This is a genomic window from Kitasatospora sp. NPDC056800 (genome assembly GCF_042789775.1).
GTDB lineage: Bacteria > Actinomycetota > Actinomycetes > Streptomycetales > Streptomycetaceae > Kitasatospora.
In genome coordinates this window covers 37,332-54,166 of record NZ_JBHUAL010000010.1, presented here as the reverse complement: position 1 = coordinate 54,166, position 16,835 = coordinate 37,332, and the positions used below count along the sequence as shown (strand labels likewise).

The following is a 16,835-nucleotide window of genomic DNA, read 5'->3' as shown; positions in this document are numbered from 1 at the left end:
GATCGGACGAACTTGCTGACATTTCGTCAACAAGACCGTCCGCGCCGACGACGCCACGGCGCCACGGCGCCACGGCGCCACGGCGCCCGGGGCTTGCGGCGCGGGTCTTCCCTCCACCCGCCGGGAACCGCCACTGTGGTGGACGCGGATCCCTCGGACGGGGTGGGTGGAGTGGGCGACCAGCATGAGACGCACAACAGGATCAGCCAGAGCACCATCCACGGCAACGTGTTCATGGGCGGCGTCCTCACGCTGATGGGCGGCCGCAGACCGCGCCTGCGGCTGCTGATCGCCGTGCTGTGCGTGCTGGCCCTGCTGGGCGCCGGCACGACGTACTGGGCGCTGACCGCGACGGAGGGCGGCAGGGGGCCGGAACTCGGCGCCCACTACGACCCCGAGCACGCCGACGCCGACTCGACCACGGTCGTCCCCCGGGTCGTCAAACCGACCGACCCGCCGGCCGTCACCGGCTGCGAAGCCGCCCGGACGTGGGCGCACGCGCAGGGCGGTACGGACGTGGGCGCGTCGCCGCTGTCGGTCTCGATGGTCGGCAACGGCCACACCGTGGCGATCGAACAGGTGCGGGCGACGATCGTGGGCGAGCCCCGCGATCCGCTGCCCGGCACGGTCGTGGACTGCGCCGGACAGGGGGAGGGCAAGAAGATCGACATGGGCGTCGACCTGGACTCCCCGAACCCGGTAGCGCTGATCGGGGCCGCCGGACCGGTGTCGTTCGCCCCCTACTTCACCGACAAGTACCTCTACCTGGAGGACCGGAAGCCCGAGATCGTCGGCCTCACCGTGCTCGCGACCCGGCACAGCTACGACTACGTGCTCACGGTCGAGGGCACCGTCGACGGCAAGCGCCGCACCTGGACGCTGAAGGACGGCGACCGCCCGTTCCACGTCTCCGGGGTGCGCAGGGAGTCCGGCACCGAGCTGTCGACCCACGGCAGGGGCTGGGAGACGAGCTACGGCACCGGCTCCGGCGAGCGCATCCGGTGCAACCCCTGCTACGACCAGGACCAGCAGGAGATCCCGGGCACCACGGTCGCCGTCGCGCCGGCCGGCTACAGCTTCCCCTCCAAACCGGGATACCAGCCGGGGGATCCGATCGCCCCGCCGAAGGACCGGCCGACCGCGCAGACGCCGCCGCTGACGGTGGACGGGCACGACGCGGAGTCCGTCGCGATCGCCTGGGCCGTCACCTCGGGCACCTTCGACACCTCCCGCGGCGACACCGGGCCGGCGGCCGTCCTGAGCCGGTCGCGCCGGTACCTGACCTCCGAACTGGCCGCCGCCGGCGGCGGGTTGACCGCCTGCGAGGAGAACGGGTCGGCCTGGCCCGCCGACCTGACCGCACGCCGGGGCTGGTCGCTGGTCAGATGGGTGGTCGCGGGGCCCGCGGCGGGCCGCTTCGATCCGCGCGACCTCACCGGCGAGGTGGTCGAGCTGGAGGTCTCCGCCTACTGCACCTACGCCGCCGAGGAGGGCTGGTTCCGAACGCCCAGGCAGTCGTACACCCCGCGACTGACGCTCCGACGCGGGCCCGACGGCGGCTACCTGGTCTCCGACATCGGCAAGGTGACCTACGACATCCCGGCGCTCACCGACCCGGCCCCGCAGCCCTGAACGGCCCGACCCGAGCGCCGCGCCCCGATTGCCCCGGCCGAGCCGCCGCCTGCGAGAATCCCGGCATGGCTGAGCACGAGAGCGACCACGGCTACCTCCTGGACAACCGCCAGTCGGAGGCGGGCACCCGCTTCGGCGCCCTCGCCGAACTCTTCGACCCGGTGACCTTCCGGCACATCGACGCCCTCGGGATCGGCCCCGGCATGCGCTGCTGGGAGGTCGGCGCGGGCGGCCCCTCGGTGCCGCTCGGGCTCGCCGAGCGGGTCGGCCCGACCGGCGCGGTGGTCGCCACCGACATCGACGTCTCCTGGACCGCCCCCGCCGCCGGCGGCGTGATCGAGGTGCTGCGCCACGACGTGGCCGCCGACCCGCCGCCGCCCGGCGGATTCGACCTGGTGCACGCCCGGCTGGTCCTGGTGCACGTCGCCGACCGCGCCGAGGCCCTGCGCAGGATGGTGCGGGCGCTGCGCCCCGGCGGCCGGCTGCTCCTGGAGGACGCCGACCCGGCCCTGCAACCGCTGCTCTGCCCCGACGAGTCCGGCCCCGACGAGCGCCTCGCCAACCGGCTGCGGACCGGCTTCCGCACCCTGATGGCGGGCCGCGGCGCCGACCTCGCGTACGGGCGGACGCTGCCCAGGGCGCTGCGCGAGGCGGGCCTGGTCGACGTCCAGGCCGACGCGTACTTCCCGATCACCTCGCCGGCCTGCGCGGTCCTGGAGGACGCGACCGTCCGGCAGATCCGCGGACTGCTGGTACGGGAAGGCCTCGCGACGGACGAGGAGATCGACCGCCACCTGGCCAACGTCGCGACCGGCCGGCTCGACCTGGCCACCGCCCCGATGATCTCGGCGTGGGCGCGCCGCCCGTGACGTCTCCCGGGCCGCCGCCCGCAGGCCTGGACGGGGCCGGGGCCGGCGCGCTGCTCGCCGAGGTGCGCGCCTCCGCCGGGCGGGTCCTCGCCACCGTCGGCACGCTGACCGACCGGCAGGCCCGCGAGCCCTCGACGCTGCCCGGCTGGAGCCGCGCCCACGTCCTCACCCACCTCGCCCGCAGCGCCGACGCGTACCGGTGGCTGCTGACCGTGGCCCGCACCGGCACCGAGCCGGGTCCGCGCGCCGGGTCCGCCGCGCCGGACCGTGCCCCGCGCGAGGGCGCCGGGCGCGGTGCGGCGGAGCCGGCCGCCGACCTGCGGAACAGCCTGGACGGGATGTTCGCGGCGGCCGCCGCGATGCCCGCCGAACGGTGGTCCACGCCGGTCACCGCCCTCGCCGGCTGGCGGCACCCGGCGTGGTTCACCCTGCACCGGGCGTGGCGGGAGCTCGAAACCCACCACGTCGACCTGGACCTCGGCCGCTCGACCGCCGACTGGCCCACCGGGTACGTCGCCTGGGCGCTCGACGGGACGGCGGCCGCCCTGGCCGCGCGCGGATTCCCCGTCGCCCGGCTGACGGCCACCGACCTCGGCCGCGACTGGGCCCTGGCGCCGTCCGGCCCCACCGTCAGCGGCCCCGGCCACGCCCTGCTCGCCTGGCTGTCGGGGCGCGGGTCGGTGGAGCGCCTGCGGGCGGAGGGCCTGCGGGCGGACGGGCCGCTGCCCGGGCCGCCGGGGTGGCCGCTGCCGCCGGTGCCCGGCTGGGGCTGAGGCGGCGGGTCCGGCGTCCGGTCGCCGGAATGCGGCAACATCTGCTCCTGTAGCGGCGGTTCGGCCTCGTTCACCTCCGCGTCGGCGGGGTTTCCCGAGGGGCGGGTCCACTGGAACGGCGGCTCCGGCGGGTTCCGGCGGCGCGATGCCGCCGTCCGCCGTCCGCCACCCGCAGGGGAGGTGGCGGGCGGCGGCCGCCCGGCGCAGACTCGGCAGGCATGACACCCTCCCTCCCGACGACGGACCGAACCCCCAGCACGGACCGAACCCCCACCATGGACCGACGCCCGCACCTGCTCGTCGTGAGCGGTCCGCCCGGGGCGGGCAAGACCACGCTGGCGCACGCCCTGGCCGACGCGCTCGGCCGCCCGGCGGTCTGCCGGGACGAGATCAAGGAGCGGATGGCCGCCGCCCGGCAGGCCCCGGCCGAGGACCTGGGCCTGGATTTGGGCCCGGACCAGGACCTGAACCAGCGGACGCTGACCGAGTTCTTCCGCACCGTCGACGGACTCCTGCGCGCGGGAACGGACCTGGTGGCGGAAGCGGCCTTCCAGGACCGGCTGTGGCGGCCCGGTCTGCTGCCGCTCGTCGGCCGCGCCGAGCTGCGCATCGTACGCTGCACCGTCGACCCCGGGACCGCCCGCGAGCGCATCGCCCGCAGGGCCGCCGAGGAACCCGGTCGCGCCGTCCACGCGGACGGTGAGCTGCTGCGCCGCATCGCGCGCGGCGAGCGGCCGATCGAGTCCTGGGTGCCGATCGCGCTCGACGCCCCCTGCCTGGCCGTGGACACCACCCGGGGCTGGAACCCGCCGCTGGAGCGGATCACGGCCTTCGCCGCCGGTGCCGCCGGTGCCGCCGGTGCCGCCGAGGAGCCGTCCGGGCGGGTGGGGAACCACGTGCCGCGGGGTCGGAAGAGCTGACGGGACCGCGCGGTGCCGCGATCACGTCCCGATGCGTCCGGGACCTGTGCCGGCCCCTCCTGCGGCGCCACGCCCTAACCTCGACGGTATGGACGCGTTCGAACACCCGGGCGGGCAGGCCGCCGTTCCCCCGGGGGAGGAGCTGGAAGGCCTGGTACGGCTGCTGGACCGGCGCGGCGCGGTGGTGCTCAGCGGGGCCGGCCTGTCCACCGAGTCCGGTATCCCCGACTACCGCGGCGCCACCGGCCGCCGCCGCAGCGGCACCCCGATGACGTACCAGGAGTTCACCGGCAGCGCGGAGGCCCGGCGCCGCTACTGGGCCCGCAGCCACACCGGCTGGCCCGCGATCGCCGGGGCCCGGCCCAACGCCGGGCACCACGCGGTGGAACGACTGCGCCGGGCCGGGCACGTCGCGGCGGTCATCACCCAGAACGTGGACGGCCTCCACCACGCGGCCGGCACCCGGGAGGCCGTCGAGCTGCACGGCGGACTCCGCCGGGTGGTCTGCCTCGACTGCCGCCGCACCAGCACCCGGGCCGAGCTGGACCGGCGGCTGGAGGAGCTCAACCCGGGCTTCCGGTCGGCCCGGGCGGAGCTGCGGCCCGACGGCGACGCGCGGCTGCCGCAGTCCGCGGTGGACGGCTTCCGGGTCGCCGCCTGCACGGCGTGCGGCGGCGTGCTCAAGCCCGACGTGGTCTTCTTCGGTGAGAACGTCCCACCGCCCCGGGTCGAGCACTGCTACGAACTGGTCGACGCGGCGGGCTCGTTGGTGGTCCTCGGATCCTCCCTGGCGGTCCTGTCCGGGCTGCGCTTCGTCCGCCGCGCCGCCCGGGCCCGGCTGCCGGTCGCGATCGTCAACCAGGGGCCGACACGCGGGGACGAACTCGCCGGGCTCCGCCTCGACCTGCCACTGGGGGCGGCCATGACGGAGGTCGCCCGGCTGCTCGACGCGGCCTGACCGGGCCGGCCGGCGTTCCGGCCGGCCCGGTCGGTGCGCCGGTCGGCGGCCCGATCAGCCCGGGTCAGCCGGCGGGCAGGGCCGGTCGGCCCGGTACCCACAGCGGCACCCGGCCGGCGCGCGGCATGGAACGTGCCGCGTCCTGCTCCAGCCGGCCGGCCACCCGCTCCGGATCGCCCTCGCACAGCTCCACCAGCGCGGCCGCGGCGATCCGGGTGCAGCACAGCACCAGCGCCAGGGTGTCCTGGCGGCAGTGCCGCTCCCGCACGTACGCCTCGGCGCGCTCCTCGATCCGGCGGGCGTGATCCGGCCCGTCCTCGGCGGTCAGCGCCTGGACCCCGTGCCACACCAGGGTCAGCGCACAGGGCTCGGCCGGGTGCGAGGCGCCCTCCCGACGCGCCTGCTCCCGGGCCTCCGCCGAGCGCTGCCCGAGCCACTCCAGGGCCGCCGGACCGTCCTCCCGGCAGGAGCGCAGCACCAGCTCCGCGGCCCGGGCGACCACGGCCCGCAGCACCTCCGGCGCGGGCGCCCGCAACCCGGACGCGGGCCCGTCCCCGAACGCCAGCCAGGCATCGGCGAACGAGGCCGCCCGCAACCCGCCCACCCAGGCCGGCGCCCCGCCCTCCGTACTCAGCCAGTCCTGCGCCCCCAGCCGCACCAGCCCCACGGCCGCCAGGCGCACCGCGTCCCCGTCCAGCTCCCGCAACCATCCATTCCGCACCAGCACACACCCCCGTCAGCGGTTCATCCCCGTGAGGCTCATCCCACCACACCGGGACGGGAACGAACTAGACAGGGGCACGTCACAATCCGGAAGCAGGCCTTCCGGGTGGTTCTCCCGCGGGGACGGCCGCGCCGCGGGGGCGGGCGCGCGGGCGGGCGTCGACGCGGCGGGTCGACCGGGCTGGTGCCGGACGCCGTTGGCGGGCTGGTCGCGCGAGGGTTCCCGGCGGGAGCGTCAGGGCGGTCGGGCGGAGCGCGCGGGGGCGGCCCCGGCGGCGGCGGGATCCGGCCAGGGTTCGGCCGGGTGTGCGGGCCGCCGCATGGGGTGGCCGGGTTTCGGTGTGACGGCCGTGGCGTGTTCGGTCGTTCGGGGTGTGGGTGTCGGGTGAGTTGGGCAGGGACGCGTCAGGACCCGGGCGGCTGTGCGGACGCCCGGTGCGTCAGGGCTGGGCCGGTCACGGCCCGCCGTCAGTGTGCCGTGAGCCCGTCGACCGGGCCGCGGGCGCCCTTCACCGATCCCGCCGGGTCGATCACCGGTAGCGGACCCCACGGATGGTGCGGGTGGCGTCCGGCGCGAGGGTGATCCGTTCGGGCCGGTCGACGCCCGCGGCCCGGACGGTGGGCGGGTGCGGCGCGGCGTGCTCGGCGAACGCGACCGGCTGGTCCGTGACTTGGGCGCCGGTGCGGTGGCCCGGGGCCTCGCGGGTGGTGCGTGCGGCCGTGCGGTCTCGATGGGCGCCGGACTCCAGCGTGCGGCCGGGAGCGCCGGCGCCGGGGAAGCAGGGGAGCGATGGGTGGGCCGGTTGCGACGGAAGGGACGGACCGAAGATGGATGTGACGACGCGGACGGCGGTCGCGGCGGACCGCGCAGCGGAGGGGGAGGCGCGACACCGGACCTCGGCGGGGGTGTTCTGGCGCTACTGGACCGGATCGCTGGTCAGCCGGCTCGGGAACCAGGTGTCCGTCGTGGCCCTGCCGCTGATCGCTGTGCTCACCCTGCACGCGACGGCCTGGCAGGTCGGCCTGGTCACCGGCGCCGGGTACCTGGCCTGGCTGCTGGTCGGACTGCCGGCCGGGGTCCTGGTCCACCGGCTCCCGCTGCGCGGCACCCAGGTGGCGATGGACCTCTTGCGCGGGGCGGCGGTGGCCTCGGTGCCGGTGGCGGCGGCCCTGGGCGTGCTCGGCCTGCCGCAGTTGGTGGTGGTCGCGCTGCTGGTCGGGCTGGCGGGTGTGGTCTTCGACGTCGGCAACTCCACCTTCCTGCCCTCGATCGTCGCCAAGGAGGAGCTGACCGTCCGCAACAGCCTGCTCTCCGGCAGCAGCGCCGCGACCGAACTGGCCGGCCCCTCGCTGGGCGGGGTGCTGGTCCAACTCGTCGGCGGCGCGGCCGCGATGGTGCTGGACGCGGTCAGCTACCTGGTCTCGGCGGCGCTGCTGCGCAGTCTGCCGCGCGCGGAGCGGCCCGCCCCGCGGCCGGGCGGCGCGGGGATGTGGAGGCAGATCCGCGAGGGCTGGCACTTCGTCACCCGGCATCCGGTGATCGGGCCGTGTGCCGCCTACGCCACCGCGGTCAACTTCGTCTCCGGTGGGCTGATGACGCTCACTCCGGTGTTCCTGGTGGACGCCCTCGACGCCCCGGCCGCGGCCGTCGGCGCGCTGATGGCCACCGGCGGCCTGGGCAGCCTGGTCGGCGCCGTCCTGACGCCCCGGGTGGTCTCCCGGATCGGCAGCGGCGGGGCCCTGCGGTGGTCGGCACGGATCGCCGCGCTCGTCACCTTCCTGCTCCCGGCGGCCGGTTCGGGGTGGGCGGTGCTGCTCTTCGCCCTCGGCAACGCGGGCTTCGCGGCGGGCGTCGTCGTCACCACCATCGTCGCCCGCACCTACCGGCAGACCCACACTCCGCCGGAGCTGCTCCCGAGGGTGATGGCCACCGTCCGGTTCGTCTCCTGGGGCTCCATACCGGTCGGCGCGCTGCTGGCCGGTGCCGCCTCCACGGCCTGGGGGCCGCGTACGGCGCTGCTCCTGCTGGCGGTGTGCAGCCTGGCCGGCCCGGTAATCCTGACGGCCGGTTCGCTCCGCCGTCGGCGCGACCTCGCCTGACCTCGGCCCTCGGGCTTCCCGGCGGTCCGCCGAGCCATCGCGAGATGTCCTGACGCAGCGTCACCACCAGCTCCTTGCAAGGGTGTTGATTCGAGTGTCGAAGGCCCTCGCGCGGCACAGCCGGGGGAGTGGAGCGGCGGGGGCCGTGTACGGATAGCCTGGGCCGCCATGATGCGTGTGTGGATGCTGCCGTTGTTGTTGGTGCTCTGCGGTGCGGCCGTCGCGGGCGGACTCGTGTTGAGCGGGAGCCGCGGAGCGGCCGTCGTGTACCTACTGGGGTTCGCGGGGCTCGCGGCCGTGAGCTCGACCCTGGTCTTCCCGAAGTCGCTCGGCGCGGCGGAGGCGCAGCGCCGCAGCGCGGCCGACGGCCGGCCGGTGGTGTACTGGCGGCCGGGCTGCAGGTACTGCCTGCGGCTACGGATCCGGCTGGGCCGGGCGGCCCGGCGGGTGCACTGGGTGAACATCTGGAGCGACCCGGAGGCGGCCGCGGTGGTGCGCGCGGCCAACGACGGCAACGAGACCGTGCCGACCGTCGTCGTGACCGGCCGGCCGCACACCAACCCCGACCCCGCATGGGTGCGCGGACAGCTGTCCGCCGCCACCGCGAAGCGCTGACCGCCCGTCGGCGCGGCCGTACCGACGGCGGTGGCGGGGGATTTGAGTACGGCTCAGCGCCGGCGTGACCGGAGCCGTGCGGCCAGGGGCGTTGCAGTCCGGTGACACGGAAGGCTCCATTCCGTCGACTGTTCGCACTACCTTCGAACTGCACGCGAAGCCGCCCTCCGGTCCCCGCAGGAGAGGGCGCCGCGCGCTCCTCACCCGCACTTCGCTCAGGAGAACCGCATGCCCTTCTCGACGATCCGCCGCGCGACCACTGCCCGTACGCTGGCCGGAACCGTCCTGACCGCGGCCCTGCTGGTGCCCGCCGCGACGGCCTGCTCCTCCACGTCGGGCGCGACCGGCGCGGCCGCGCCGACCACCGCGTCGGCCGCCGCCACCGCGCCGCCCGCCGCGCCCGCCACCGAGCCTCCGGCCACGGCCTCCGCCGCGCCCACCCCGACCGGCACGCGCGGTGCCACCCCTCCGGCCGCCGCGCCCAGCGGGCACGCCGCGACCACGTCGGCCACCCCGCCCAAGGGGGGCCAGGGGGTCCGTACCGAGACCCTGGTGGACGGCAGCAAGGCCGAGATCCACGACCTCGGCAACCAGCACTACACCGCCAAGATCGTCAACGCCGGTCAGGTCCTCGCCACCATGGAGACGAAGGAGCACGACGACGGGCTCGACGCCAACGGCATGTTCGTCATGCTCTCGCTGGACGGCCGGATCCGCTCCTGGATGGGCGGCAGCCACCAGGGGCCGGGCACCTTCAAGCTGGCGGGCGGCTGGACGGCCAAGGTCACGAAGGTCGGCGAACTCCGGTACCGCGCGGAGATCCTCGGCAACGAGAACGCGGTGTACGGCACGCTGGAGGCGAACCAGCACGATGTCGGGGTCGACGCCAACGGCGTCTCCATCGTGCTCAGCGCCGGCGGCGAGATCAGCGCCCACGAGTGAGCGCGCCGGTACCCGGACACGCCGGACGGCGGAGCCGCCGACCCGATCGGTGACACCGCCCTCCGGCTCCGCCCCTGACCCAAATCCCTTGGTAGACAACGGCGTTGAAACCGGGACCGCTAGCGGACCTCGGCCACCAGGGCCCCGTACTTCGCCTTGATGTCCGCCTCGGCGGACTGCCACTGCGGGGTGTCGACCACGACGCCGGTGCCGTCGATGGCGAGCGTCAGCCCGTCGATCACCACGCCCCTGGCCCGCCACTCCTCGGTGTCCGCGCGGATCCGGTTCAGGACGGTCATGAGCTGCTCGCGGGAGCCCGCGGCGTCGGCGAACCGCACCTTCACCGTGGGCCAGTCGGCCGCCCTGGCGGTCACGGCGGCGTCCAGGCCGCTGCCGGGGACCCGCATCACGTAGAGCGTGTCCGTGTTCCTGTCGCGGCACGTGCCGAAGTAGTGGTCCGGGTAGTCGGTCATCGCCAGCGTCTCGATGGACTCACCCGCCCGGGTCACGCGGGCCTCCGCCGGGTCCTCCGACGACAGCGACGACGGCGAGCCCGAGCCCGAGGCCGAGCCCGAGGCCGAGTCCGTGGGCAGGGACGACGGCGAGCCGGACGACGACGGGAGGCCGGAGAACGGCGTGCCTGTCGACGGGACGTCCGAGGACGAGTGTCCCGGCGGAGGGGTGGCAGGCGACAACAGGCCCAACCAAGGGGAGCCCGGCGGCGGCGTCCACGACGACGAGTAGCCCGACGAGGTGATCGCCGACGGCGTCTCCCAGGGCTGCTGGCTGGAGTGCTGGTGCCAGCCCGGTGTCCGCATCGACGTGGGCCCGTTCACACAGTTCAGCATCACGGCGGTGTGCCCCGGCGCCGTCGCCCCCGCCGTCGGAGTCAGCACGCTGAGGCCCGTCCCGGCCGCCCCCGTACGGTCGCTCCCGGGGCCGCCGCCGCCGAGCTGCGTCAGCGCTCCCGCTCCGAGGACCAGCACCGCGGCCGCCGTCACCCCCCGTACGGCGGCCTGCCGCCGGGCGCGCCGACGCCCGGCCCGGTGCAGTTCGGCCAGCGGCGGGGTGCCGGCGATCCCTGCCGCGTGTGTTCCGAGCCGGGTGACCAGCTCCTCCTCGAACCTGTCCTCAGCGCTCACGGCCTACCAGCTCCCTCACGTTTTCCATGTCCTGTCGAAGCGCCTTGATCCCGCGCGCCAGGTGCGTCTTCGCCGTGGGCACCGAGCACCCCAGCTCCTCCGCCACCTGAGCGACCGGCAGGTCCAGGTAGTAGCGCAGCACCACGGCGGCCCGCTGCCGCTTGGGCAGTCCGGCCAGTGCCGCCGCCAGCTGGTCGTCCCGTTCGCCCTCCGGGGCCGCCGGTCCGTCCGGCAGCGCGGAGGTGAGCACTTCGCGTCTGGTCCGCCGCCAGCGCGAGACGTGGGTGCGGACCATCGTCCTGCGGACGTACCCCTCGGTCGCGGCCGTGTCCCGGATCGTCGAACGCTTCGGGTACACCTGCGCGAGGGCGTCGTGCAGCAGGTCCCGGGCGTCGTGGACGTCACCCGTGATCAGGTACGCCCCCCGCAGCAGGGCCTGGTACCGGGCTACGACGAACTCGTCGAACGGGTCGGATCCGGAGCCCCCCGGGAGGATCGATTCGCGCTTCATGCCTTCAGGACGCCCCAGCCACGGAAAACGGATGACAACCAGCCAGTATTCACGTCCACGGGGGCGCCGCCCCGCGCCGGGGGAGGGGCACCGGACCCGACGGTCCGCGAGGCGCCGTTCCGTTTTGGTCGCACATCTTGTGCGATGTCATGATCCGGCTCACACTTCCGATTTGCGAACACGTGTGCACTTCTGCGCGCGGCACGCGATCGGGCGGCGTCGCCCCCACGAGCCTCGACGGCGCCGAACCCCTCCGATCCGCACGCGCCAACCGGGGCGGGACCCCGCGCCCTCGGACCGCGGCCCGCCCCTCGTCGTCCGTACCTTCCCCCACGCGAAGGAGCTTCGGATGAAGCACCCGCGCACCCCTGCCCGCTGGCGGCGGCCGTTCGCCGTCGCCGCCGCGGCCGCCCTCGTCCTGACCGGCGCGGCCTGGAACGCCGCCCCGGCCGCCGGCGCCGCCCCGTACGCCCTGACCGTCGACGGTGGCGGACCGCGCCTGCTGCAGGTGAGCGCCGACCCGTTCACCGACACCGGGACCGGAAGCCAGCACGCCACCGAGGTGGAGCCCGACACCTTCGCCTACGGCGGCACGATCGTCTCCTCGTCCCAGGTCGGGCGGTTCCCCGCCGGCGGTTCGGCCGCCCTCAGCTGGAACACCTCGCGGGACGGCGGCGCCACCTGGCGGCACGGCATCCTGCCCGGCATCACCACCCACCAGGGCGGCGGCAACTGGGCCCGGGCCTCCGACCCCTCGATCGCCTACGACGCCAGGCACGGCACCTGGATGATCGCCGGCCTGGTCATCGACGCGGCGATCAACCCCGTCGGGGTGACCGTCAGCCGCTCGGTCGACGGCCTGCGCTGGCAGGACCCGGTGCGGGCGGTCGGCTTCGACGGCCAGGGCTACGACAAGGAGTGGATCGTCTGCGACAACACCCCGTCCAGCCCGTACTTCGGCACCTGCTACATCGAGGTCGACATCCCCTCCTCCGACAACCTGGTGGTGATGTCCGCCTCCCGGGACGGCGGCGCCACCTGGTCCGCCCCGTCGGGCCCGTCCGGCGTCAATCTGGGCCTCGGCGGCCAGCCGCTGGTGCAGCCCGACGGCCGGGTCGTGGTCCCCTTCTCGACCGACACCACCTCGATCCGCTCCTTCAACTCCACCGACGGGGGCCGGTCCTGGGGCTCCACCGTCCTAGTCGCCGACGTCGTGGCGCACGGCGTCGCGGGCGGCCTGCGCGACGGCGAGGGCCTGCCCTCGGCCGAGATCGACGGCGCCGGCCGGGTCTACGTCGCCTGGCAGGACTGCCGGTTCCGGGCCGGCTGCCCGGGCAACGACATCGTCTACGCGACCTCGACCGACGGGACCACCTGGTCCGCCGTGACCCGGGTGCCGATCGACGCCACCACCAGCGGCGCCGACCACTTCCTCCCCGGCCTCGGCGTCGACCGCGCCACCTCCGGGCGCAGCGCCAAGCTCGGGCTGTACTACTACTTCTACCCGAACGCCGACTGCACGGACGCCACCTGCGAGTTGGAGGTCGGCTTCATCTCCTCCGCCAACGGCGGCGCCACCTGGAGCGCGCCGCGGACCGTCGCCGGCCCGATGCCGCTGTCCCGGATCGCCGCCACCGGAGGCGGCGCCATGGTCGGCGACTACCTCTCCACCTCCGTGCTCGACGGCAAGGCGGTGGCGATCTTCGCGGTCGGCAGGGCCCCGGCCGACGGCCAGGCCTACGACGAGGCCATGTACGCCGTCGAGGGCGGCCTGCCCGTCCGCGGCGGCAGCACCCCGTCCAGCACCGGTCCGGTCGCCTTCACCGCGCCCGTCCGGGAGCGGCAGCTGCCGCCGCCGGTCCGTCACTGACCCGTCACTGATCCACCGCTGACCCGCCCGGGCCCGCCCTCCCGCCCCACCGGGAGGGCGGGCCCGGCCGCGTCCCGAACCGGGTCGGCGCGGCAGTGCGGCAGTACGGCGACACGGCAGCGCGGCGGATTCGAAAGAATCCGGCGCCGCCCCGGGAACGCGGCGATCCGGATCGCACGGTATTTCCGCTGAATGACCGCAGATTGCGGGAATGGGTCGCCCTTCGCGTATATCCGGACATTGCGGGCGTATTTCGTGAGCATGTATTCGGCAGGTTCGGTGTGGGTACTGTCGTGAGCGCGTCATGTGGTCTAAGTTGTCCGAGGTGTCGAAGTGAGTGGGGGAAAGCAGTGTGGGATCTCGCACCGGTCGTTCTGCTGCGTTACGCGGGGTTTCCGCTGGACCTGTTGGATCCGCTCGCCGATGAGGCCGCGGCCGAGCAGGCGCGGGCGCTGATCGACCGCACCCGTGAGGCGACCGCGCTGGCCCAGCGGGTGAAGGCGGCGTTCCGGGAACGCGGAATCGGGAAGGACGGCGATCTGGCCTCCGACCTGGGCATGCTGCGCGCCGTGCCCGAGGACGTCTGTTCCCGGATCGACTCCCGGCTCGACGGCCCGGGCCGCGAGGCCCTGCGCTCCTACAGCCGGGCCGTCGCCGAACTGGACGGTTCCTGGGGCGAGTTCACCGAGGAGCACGCCGCCCGGCTGGAGGCCGGCCGGCAGTACGTGATCGACGCTTTCGACGATTCGTCGCTGCGCCAGGTGCTGCTGCTCTCGAACGACGCCGGATACCGGGAATTCACGGACTGGCTCGACCGCGGCGGTTCCGGATCCGCCGGACACCGCCGGCGAATGACGGATTTGCTGACGATGTATTTGCAGCGGGTGACGACCAAGAACGAGACGAACTCGCACTTCGGCCCGCTCTCCACCGCCCGGATCACCGACCGGCCGGGCGGTATCGCCTGGTCGGACGGCCCGCTCGAACGCCGCGCCTTCCTGGCCCACTGGGCCGGCGAAGCCCTCGCCGAAGTCTTCAGCGGCCGACCGGAGTTGAGGGACCTCGTCCGTCCCCGGCGGCGCCCGCTGGCCTTCCTGGACGGGGATTCGCTGCGCCGGTACGCCTTCCGGACCAGCAGCGGCATGGCGGGGGACTGGCGCTTCCTGCCGGAGGGGGCCGCCGAGCCGACGCCCGGGGAGCGCTGACTGTGGGAGCGGTGCGACGGCCGGCAGAGCCGCGCCGCGCTGCGCACGGCCTGGTGCGAGCACCACCCCCACGCCCCGGCGGAGGAGTTCGACCGGACCCTGGACGGACTGGACCGCGACGGCTGGGTCGTCGCCCGCTGGGAGATCCCCGTCGGCGCCCCGGACCCGCTGGGCGTGCTGACGCGACTCCTGGAGGGCGCCGGACCGGCCGGAGCGGAGGAGCGCGCCCTGGTCGAGCGGTTGGAGCGCGCCCTCACGCGGTTCGCGACCGCCGCGCCGGACCGGCGGGCCGCCGCGCTGGAGGAGATCAAGACCGAGTTCTCGACGGCGACGGAGCAGTCCGCCAACCGGGCCGGCGGCCGGCACTACGCCGACCGCACGGTGGTCTTCGAAGAGGCCTTCGGGCCGGTGCGGGACATGACGCTCGGGGCCGGGATCGCCGCCACCCTCGGCGCGGAGCTGGCCCCGGCGTACGACCTCGCGCTGCTGGGCGCCCGCCGACGGCTGCGCCGGGAGACCGAACTGCTGCGGGACTGGGTGGTGGAGGAGTTCGGGGCGGACACCCCCGTGCCCCTGGACCACTTCTACGCCCGGTTCTTCGACCGGAAACCGGCTCTCGACCGGGCCTGCGAGGAGATCGACCGGGACGTGGCGGGCCTGGAGGCCGAGATCGCCGCGGCGCTGCTGGGGGAGCGCGACGGCGGGGAGCACGAGGTGGTGATCGAGGCCGCCCTGCTGGAGAAGCTGATCGCGAGCGAACCCGATCCGCTGCCCGCGGTCTGCAACCCCGACGTGCTGCTGGCCGCCCGCGACCGCGCGGCGCTGGACCGGGGCGACTACCTGGCCGTCGTCGGGGAGTGCCACGCGGTCCGGGAGCTGCTGACCCACTCCAGCTTCGCGCCGATGCTCCAGTCCGACGCCCCGGAGCTGCTCGACGAGATCCACCACCGGTACCGGGGGCTGCTCGCCGAGGACGAGCTGCTGCTGGACGTGGTCCGCTCCCACCGGGACAAGACCGGCACGGCCCTCAGCCACCCCTGCCCCGACTTCGAGGTCCACGGGCTGTCCGGCAAGCCGCGGGACCAGGTGCTGCACCCGGCGCAGTGCCACGTCGTCGTCCGCGGCGGCCGGCTGGAGCTGCGGGCGGACGGCGTCGCCCAGCGGCTGCGGCTGATGGCCCCGCTGGCCGGCGGGCCGAGCATCCGGCGGGACCCCCTGGTGCCCTTCTCCTTCCCCCGGCACTTCGGCGGCCTGGGCCTGCGCGGGCCGGACCGCGCCCACCTGCCCCGGATCCGGTACGGCCGGGTGGTGCTCCAGCGGGAGCTGTGGCGCATACCGCCGAGCGCCCTGCGCGGCTGGAGCCCCGGCGTCCACCGGGCGGCCGGGGACGCCCCCGAGTTCGCCGCCGCCTGCCGGCTCCGCGCCGAACTGGGGCTTCCGCGCTACGGGTTCGCGAAGATCCCGGGCGAACCCAAGCCGGTGTTCGTGGACTGGACGTCGCCGCTGCTGGTCCGGCAGCTCTTCCGGCTGGCCCGGAAGGCCGAGGCGGCCGTCGAGTTCTCGGAGATGCTCCCCGGGCCGGACCAGCTCTGGCTGGAGGCCGACGGCGGCCGGCGCACCAGCGAGCTGCGCTGCGCGGTCTTCTCCGGCGGGCCGGCGGCGCCGGCCGGGTACGGGTCGTGAGCGCCGGCCTCCTGCGGCCCGCCACCGTCGACCTGCACCTCCACAGCCGCGCCTCGGACGGGGACCACACCCCGGAGGAGCTCGCGCGGCGCGCGGCGTCCGCCGGCGTCACGGTGGCCGCCTGCACGGACCACGACACCCTCGCCTCGGCCGACGCCTTCCGGACGGCCTTCGAGGCACTCGGCGGACGCTGCGTCACCGGCTGCGAGGTGACCACGAGCTGGCTGGGCCGGGAGACCCACCTGCTCGTCTACGGCACCCTCGACCCCGACTTCGTCCGCCGGGTGCGCCGTGTCCACGACGACCACCTGGCCTGTCTGCGGCAGCGGGTGGAGGCGGCGCGGGACATCGGCGTCCCGGTCTCCTGGGAGGAGACCGAGGCGCTGGTCGGAGCGGACCGGATCCCGTACTTCGGCGAGATCCTGCGCCTGGTGCAGCGCAAGGCCGCGGCGGACGAACGGTTCGCCCACTACACCCCGGACACCCTGCTGGACCTGCAGCGCGACTGGTTCGAGGAGGGCCGCCCGCTGTACGTCCCGGATCCCGAACGGCCGTCCCTGCCGGAGGTGATCGGCTGGGCCAGGGCGGCGCGCGGCGTGCCCGTGCTCGCCCACCCGGCCCGCCTCCTCGGGCAGGTCCCGGAGAGCGCGGACGCGCTGCCCGGGCTGCGCGACGCCGGGCTGGCCGGCCTGGAGGCCTGGACCACCTGGCACTCGCCGGCCGAGGTGCGGACCGTGCTGGACCTCTGCTCCCGGCTGGGGCTCGTCCCCACCCAGGGGTCGGACTTCCACGGCACCCGGATCAAACCGTGGGCGACCGGGCCGGGGCTCGTCCCGGACGGCGGAGCATCCGACCCGCAGGCCCTGGTCGACGTGCTGCTCGCCGCCTGACA

At 75.2% G+C, this 16,835-nt stretch carries 15 protein-coding genes; 12 read left to right on the top strand and 3 right to left on the bottom strand.

Going from position 1 to position 16,835, the window contains the following annotated elements:
- Positions 1-171 precede the first annotated feature (171 nt).
- The 5 genes from ACFRQN_RS04235 (at position 172) to ACFRQN_RS04215 (ending at position 5,152) form a co-directional block, all read left to right on the top strand.
- Complete coding sequence (locus tag ACFRQN_RS04235) at positions 172-1,632, top strand: hypothetical protein (RefSeq protein WP_380738080.1); 1,461 nt, start codon at positions 172-174, stop codon at positions 1,630-1,632.
- Positions 1,633-1,697: 65 nt separating this feature from the next.
- Positions 1,698-2,501, top strand: a complete 804-nt coding sequence (locus ACFRQN_RS04230; protein WP_380738078.1) for a methyltransferase domain-containing protein — start codon at positions 1,698-1,700, stop codon at positions 2,499-2,501.
- The gene (locus ACFRQN_RS04225; protein WP_380738076.1) at positions 2,483-3,274 is read left to right on the top strand and encodes a maleylpyruvate isomerase family mycothiol-dependent enzyme; all 792 of its coding nucleotides are present in this window, start codon (positions 2,483-2,485) and stop codon (positions 3,272-3,274) included. Before ACFRQN_RS04230 ends, ACFRQN_RS04225 begins: the two co-directional genes overlap by 19 nt.
- A gap of 275 nt (positions 3,275-3,549) precedes the next feature.
- On the top strand, positions 3,550-4,194 hold the full coding sequence (locus ACFRQN_RS04220) for an AAA family ATPase (protein WP_380738074.1): 645 nt from the start codon (positions 3,550-3,552) through the stop codon (positions 4,192-4,194).
- Positions 4,195-4,282: 88 nt separating this feature from the next.
- Complete coding sequence (locus ACFRQN_RS04215) at positions 4,283-5,152, top strand: NAD-dependent protein deacetylase (protein ID WP_380738072.1); 870 nt, start codon at positions 4,283-4,285, stop codon at positions 5,150-5,152.
- A gap of 64 nt (positions 5,153-5,216) precedes the next feature.
- Here the strand turns inward: ACFRQN_RS04215 and ACFRQN_RS04210 are convergent, their stop codons facing one another.
- Positions 5,217-5,858 carry a hypothetical protein gene (locus tag ACFRQN_RS04210; RefSeq protein WP_049658637.1) on the bottom strand — a complete coding sequence of 214 codons (642 nt, stop codon included), beginning with the start codon at positions 5,856-5,858 and terminating at the stop codon, positions 5,217-5,219.
- An 845-nt stretch (positions 5,859-6,703) separates the two neighbouring features.
- Between ACFRQN_RS04210 and ACFRQN_RS04205 the strand changes: the two genes are divergently transcribed.
- From ACFRQN_RS04205 to ACFRQN_RS04195, 3 genes are all read left to right on the top strand, one after another.
- On the top strand, positions 6,704-7,975 hold the full coding sequence (locus tag ACFRQN_RS04205) for an MFS transporter (RefSeq protein WP_380738070.1): 1,272 nt from the start codon (positions 6,704-6,706) through the stop codon (positions 7,973-7,975).
- A 168-nt stretch (positions 7,976-8,143) separates the two neighbouring features.
- Positions 8,144-8,590, top strand: a complete 447-nt coding sequence (locus ACFRQN_RS04200) for a glutaredoxin domain-containing protein (protein WP_375875316.1) — start codon at positions 8,144-8,146, stop codon at positions 8,588-8,590.
- A gap of 228 nt (positions 8,591-8,818) precedes the next feature.
- Entirely contained in the window at positions 8,819-9,532 is a 714-nt protein-coding gene (locus tag ACFRQN_RS04195) for a hypothetical protein (protein ID WP_380738068.1), read from the top strand.
- Between the two features lie 119 nt (positions 9,533-9,651).
- Here ACFRQN_RS04195 and ACFRQN_RS04190 read toward each other — a convergent pair whose 3' ends face one another.
- Both ACFRQN_RS04190 and ACFRQN_RS04185 read right to left on the bottom strand, forming a co-directional pair.
- Positions 9,652-10,674, bottom strand: a complete 1,023-nt coding sequence (locus ACFRQN_RS04190; RefSeq protein WP_380738066.1) for a hypothetical protein — start codon at positions 10,672-10,674, stop codon at positions 9,652-9,654.
- On the bottom strand, positions 10,664-11,185 hold the full coding sequence (locus ACFRQN_RS04185) for a SigE family RNA polymerase sigma factor (protein ID WP_053112272.1): 522 nt from the start codon (positions 11,183-11,185) through the stop codon (positions 10,664-10,666). Before ACFRQN_RS04185 ends, ACFRQN_RS04190 begins: the two co-directional genes overlap by 11 nt.
- 349 nt (positions 11,186-11,534) lie before the next feature.
- Here ACFRQN_RS04185 and ACFRQN_RS04180 point away from each other — a divergent pair, with 349 nt between their 5' ends.
- From ACFRQN_RS04180 to ACFRQN_RS04165, 4 genes are all read left to right on the top strand, one after another.
- Entirely contained in the window at positions 11,535-13,055 is a 1,521-nt protein-coding gene (locus ACFRQN_RS04180; RefSeq protein WP_380738064.1) for a sialidase family protein, read from the top strand.
- A 407-nt stretch (positions 13,056-13,462) separates the two neighbouring features.
- Positions 13,463-14,260 (top strand): lantibiotic dehydratase, encoded by a 798-nt coding sequence (locus ACFRQN_RS04175; RefSeq protein ID WP_380738062.1) that lies wholly within the window; start codon positions 13,463-13,465, stop codon positions 14,258-14,260.
- Positions 14,261-15,943 carry a lantibiotic dehydratase gene (locus ACFRQN_RS04170; RefSeq protein WP_380738118.1) on the top strand — a complete coding sequence of 561 codons (1,683 nt, stop codon included), beginning with the start codon at positions 14,261-14,263 and terminating at the stop codon, positions 15,941-15,943. It abuts the gene before it with no gap.
- Complete coding sequence (locus ACFRQN_RS04165; RefSeq protein WP_380738060.1) at positions 15,940-16,833, top strand: PHP domain-containing protein; 894 nt, start codon at positions 15,940-15,942, stop codon at positions 16,831-16,833. The genes ACFRQN_RS04170 and ACFRQN_RS04165 overlap by 4 nt, the downstream gene beginning before the upstream one ends.
- Positions 16,834-16,835 lie beyond the last annotated feature (2 nt).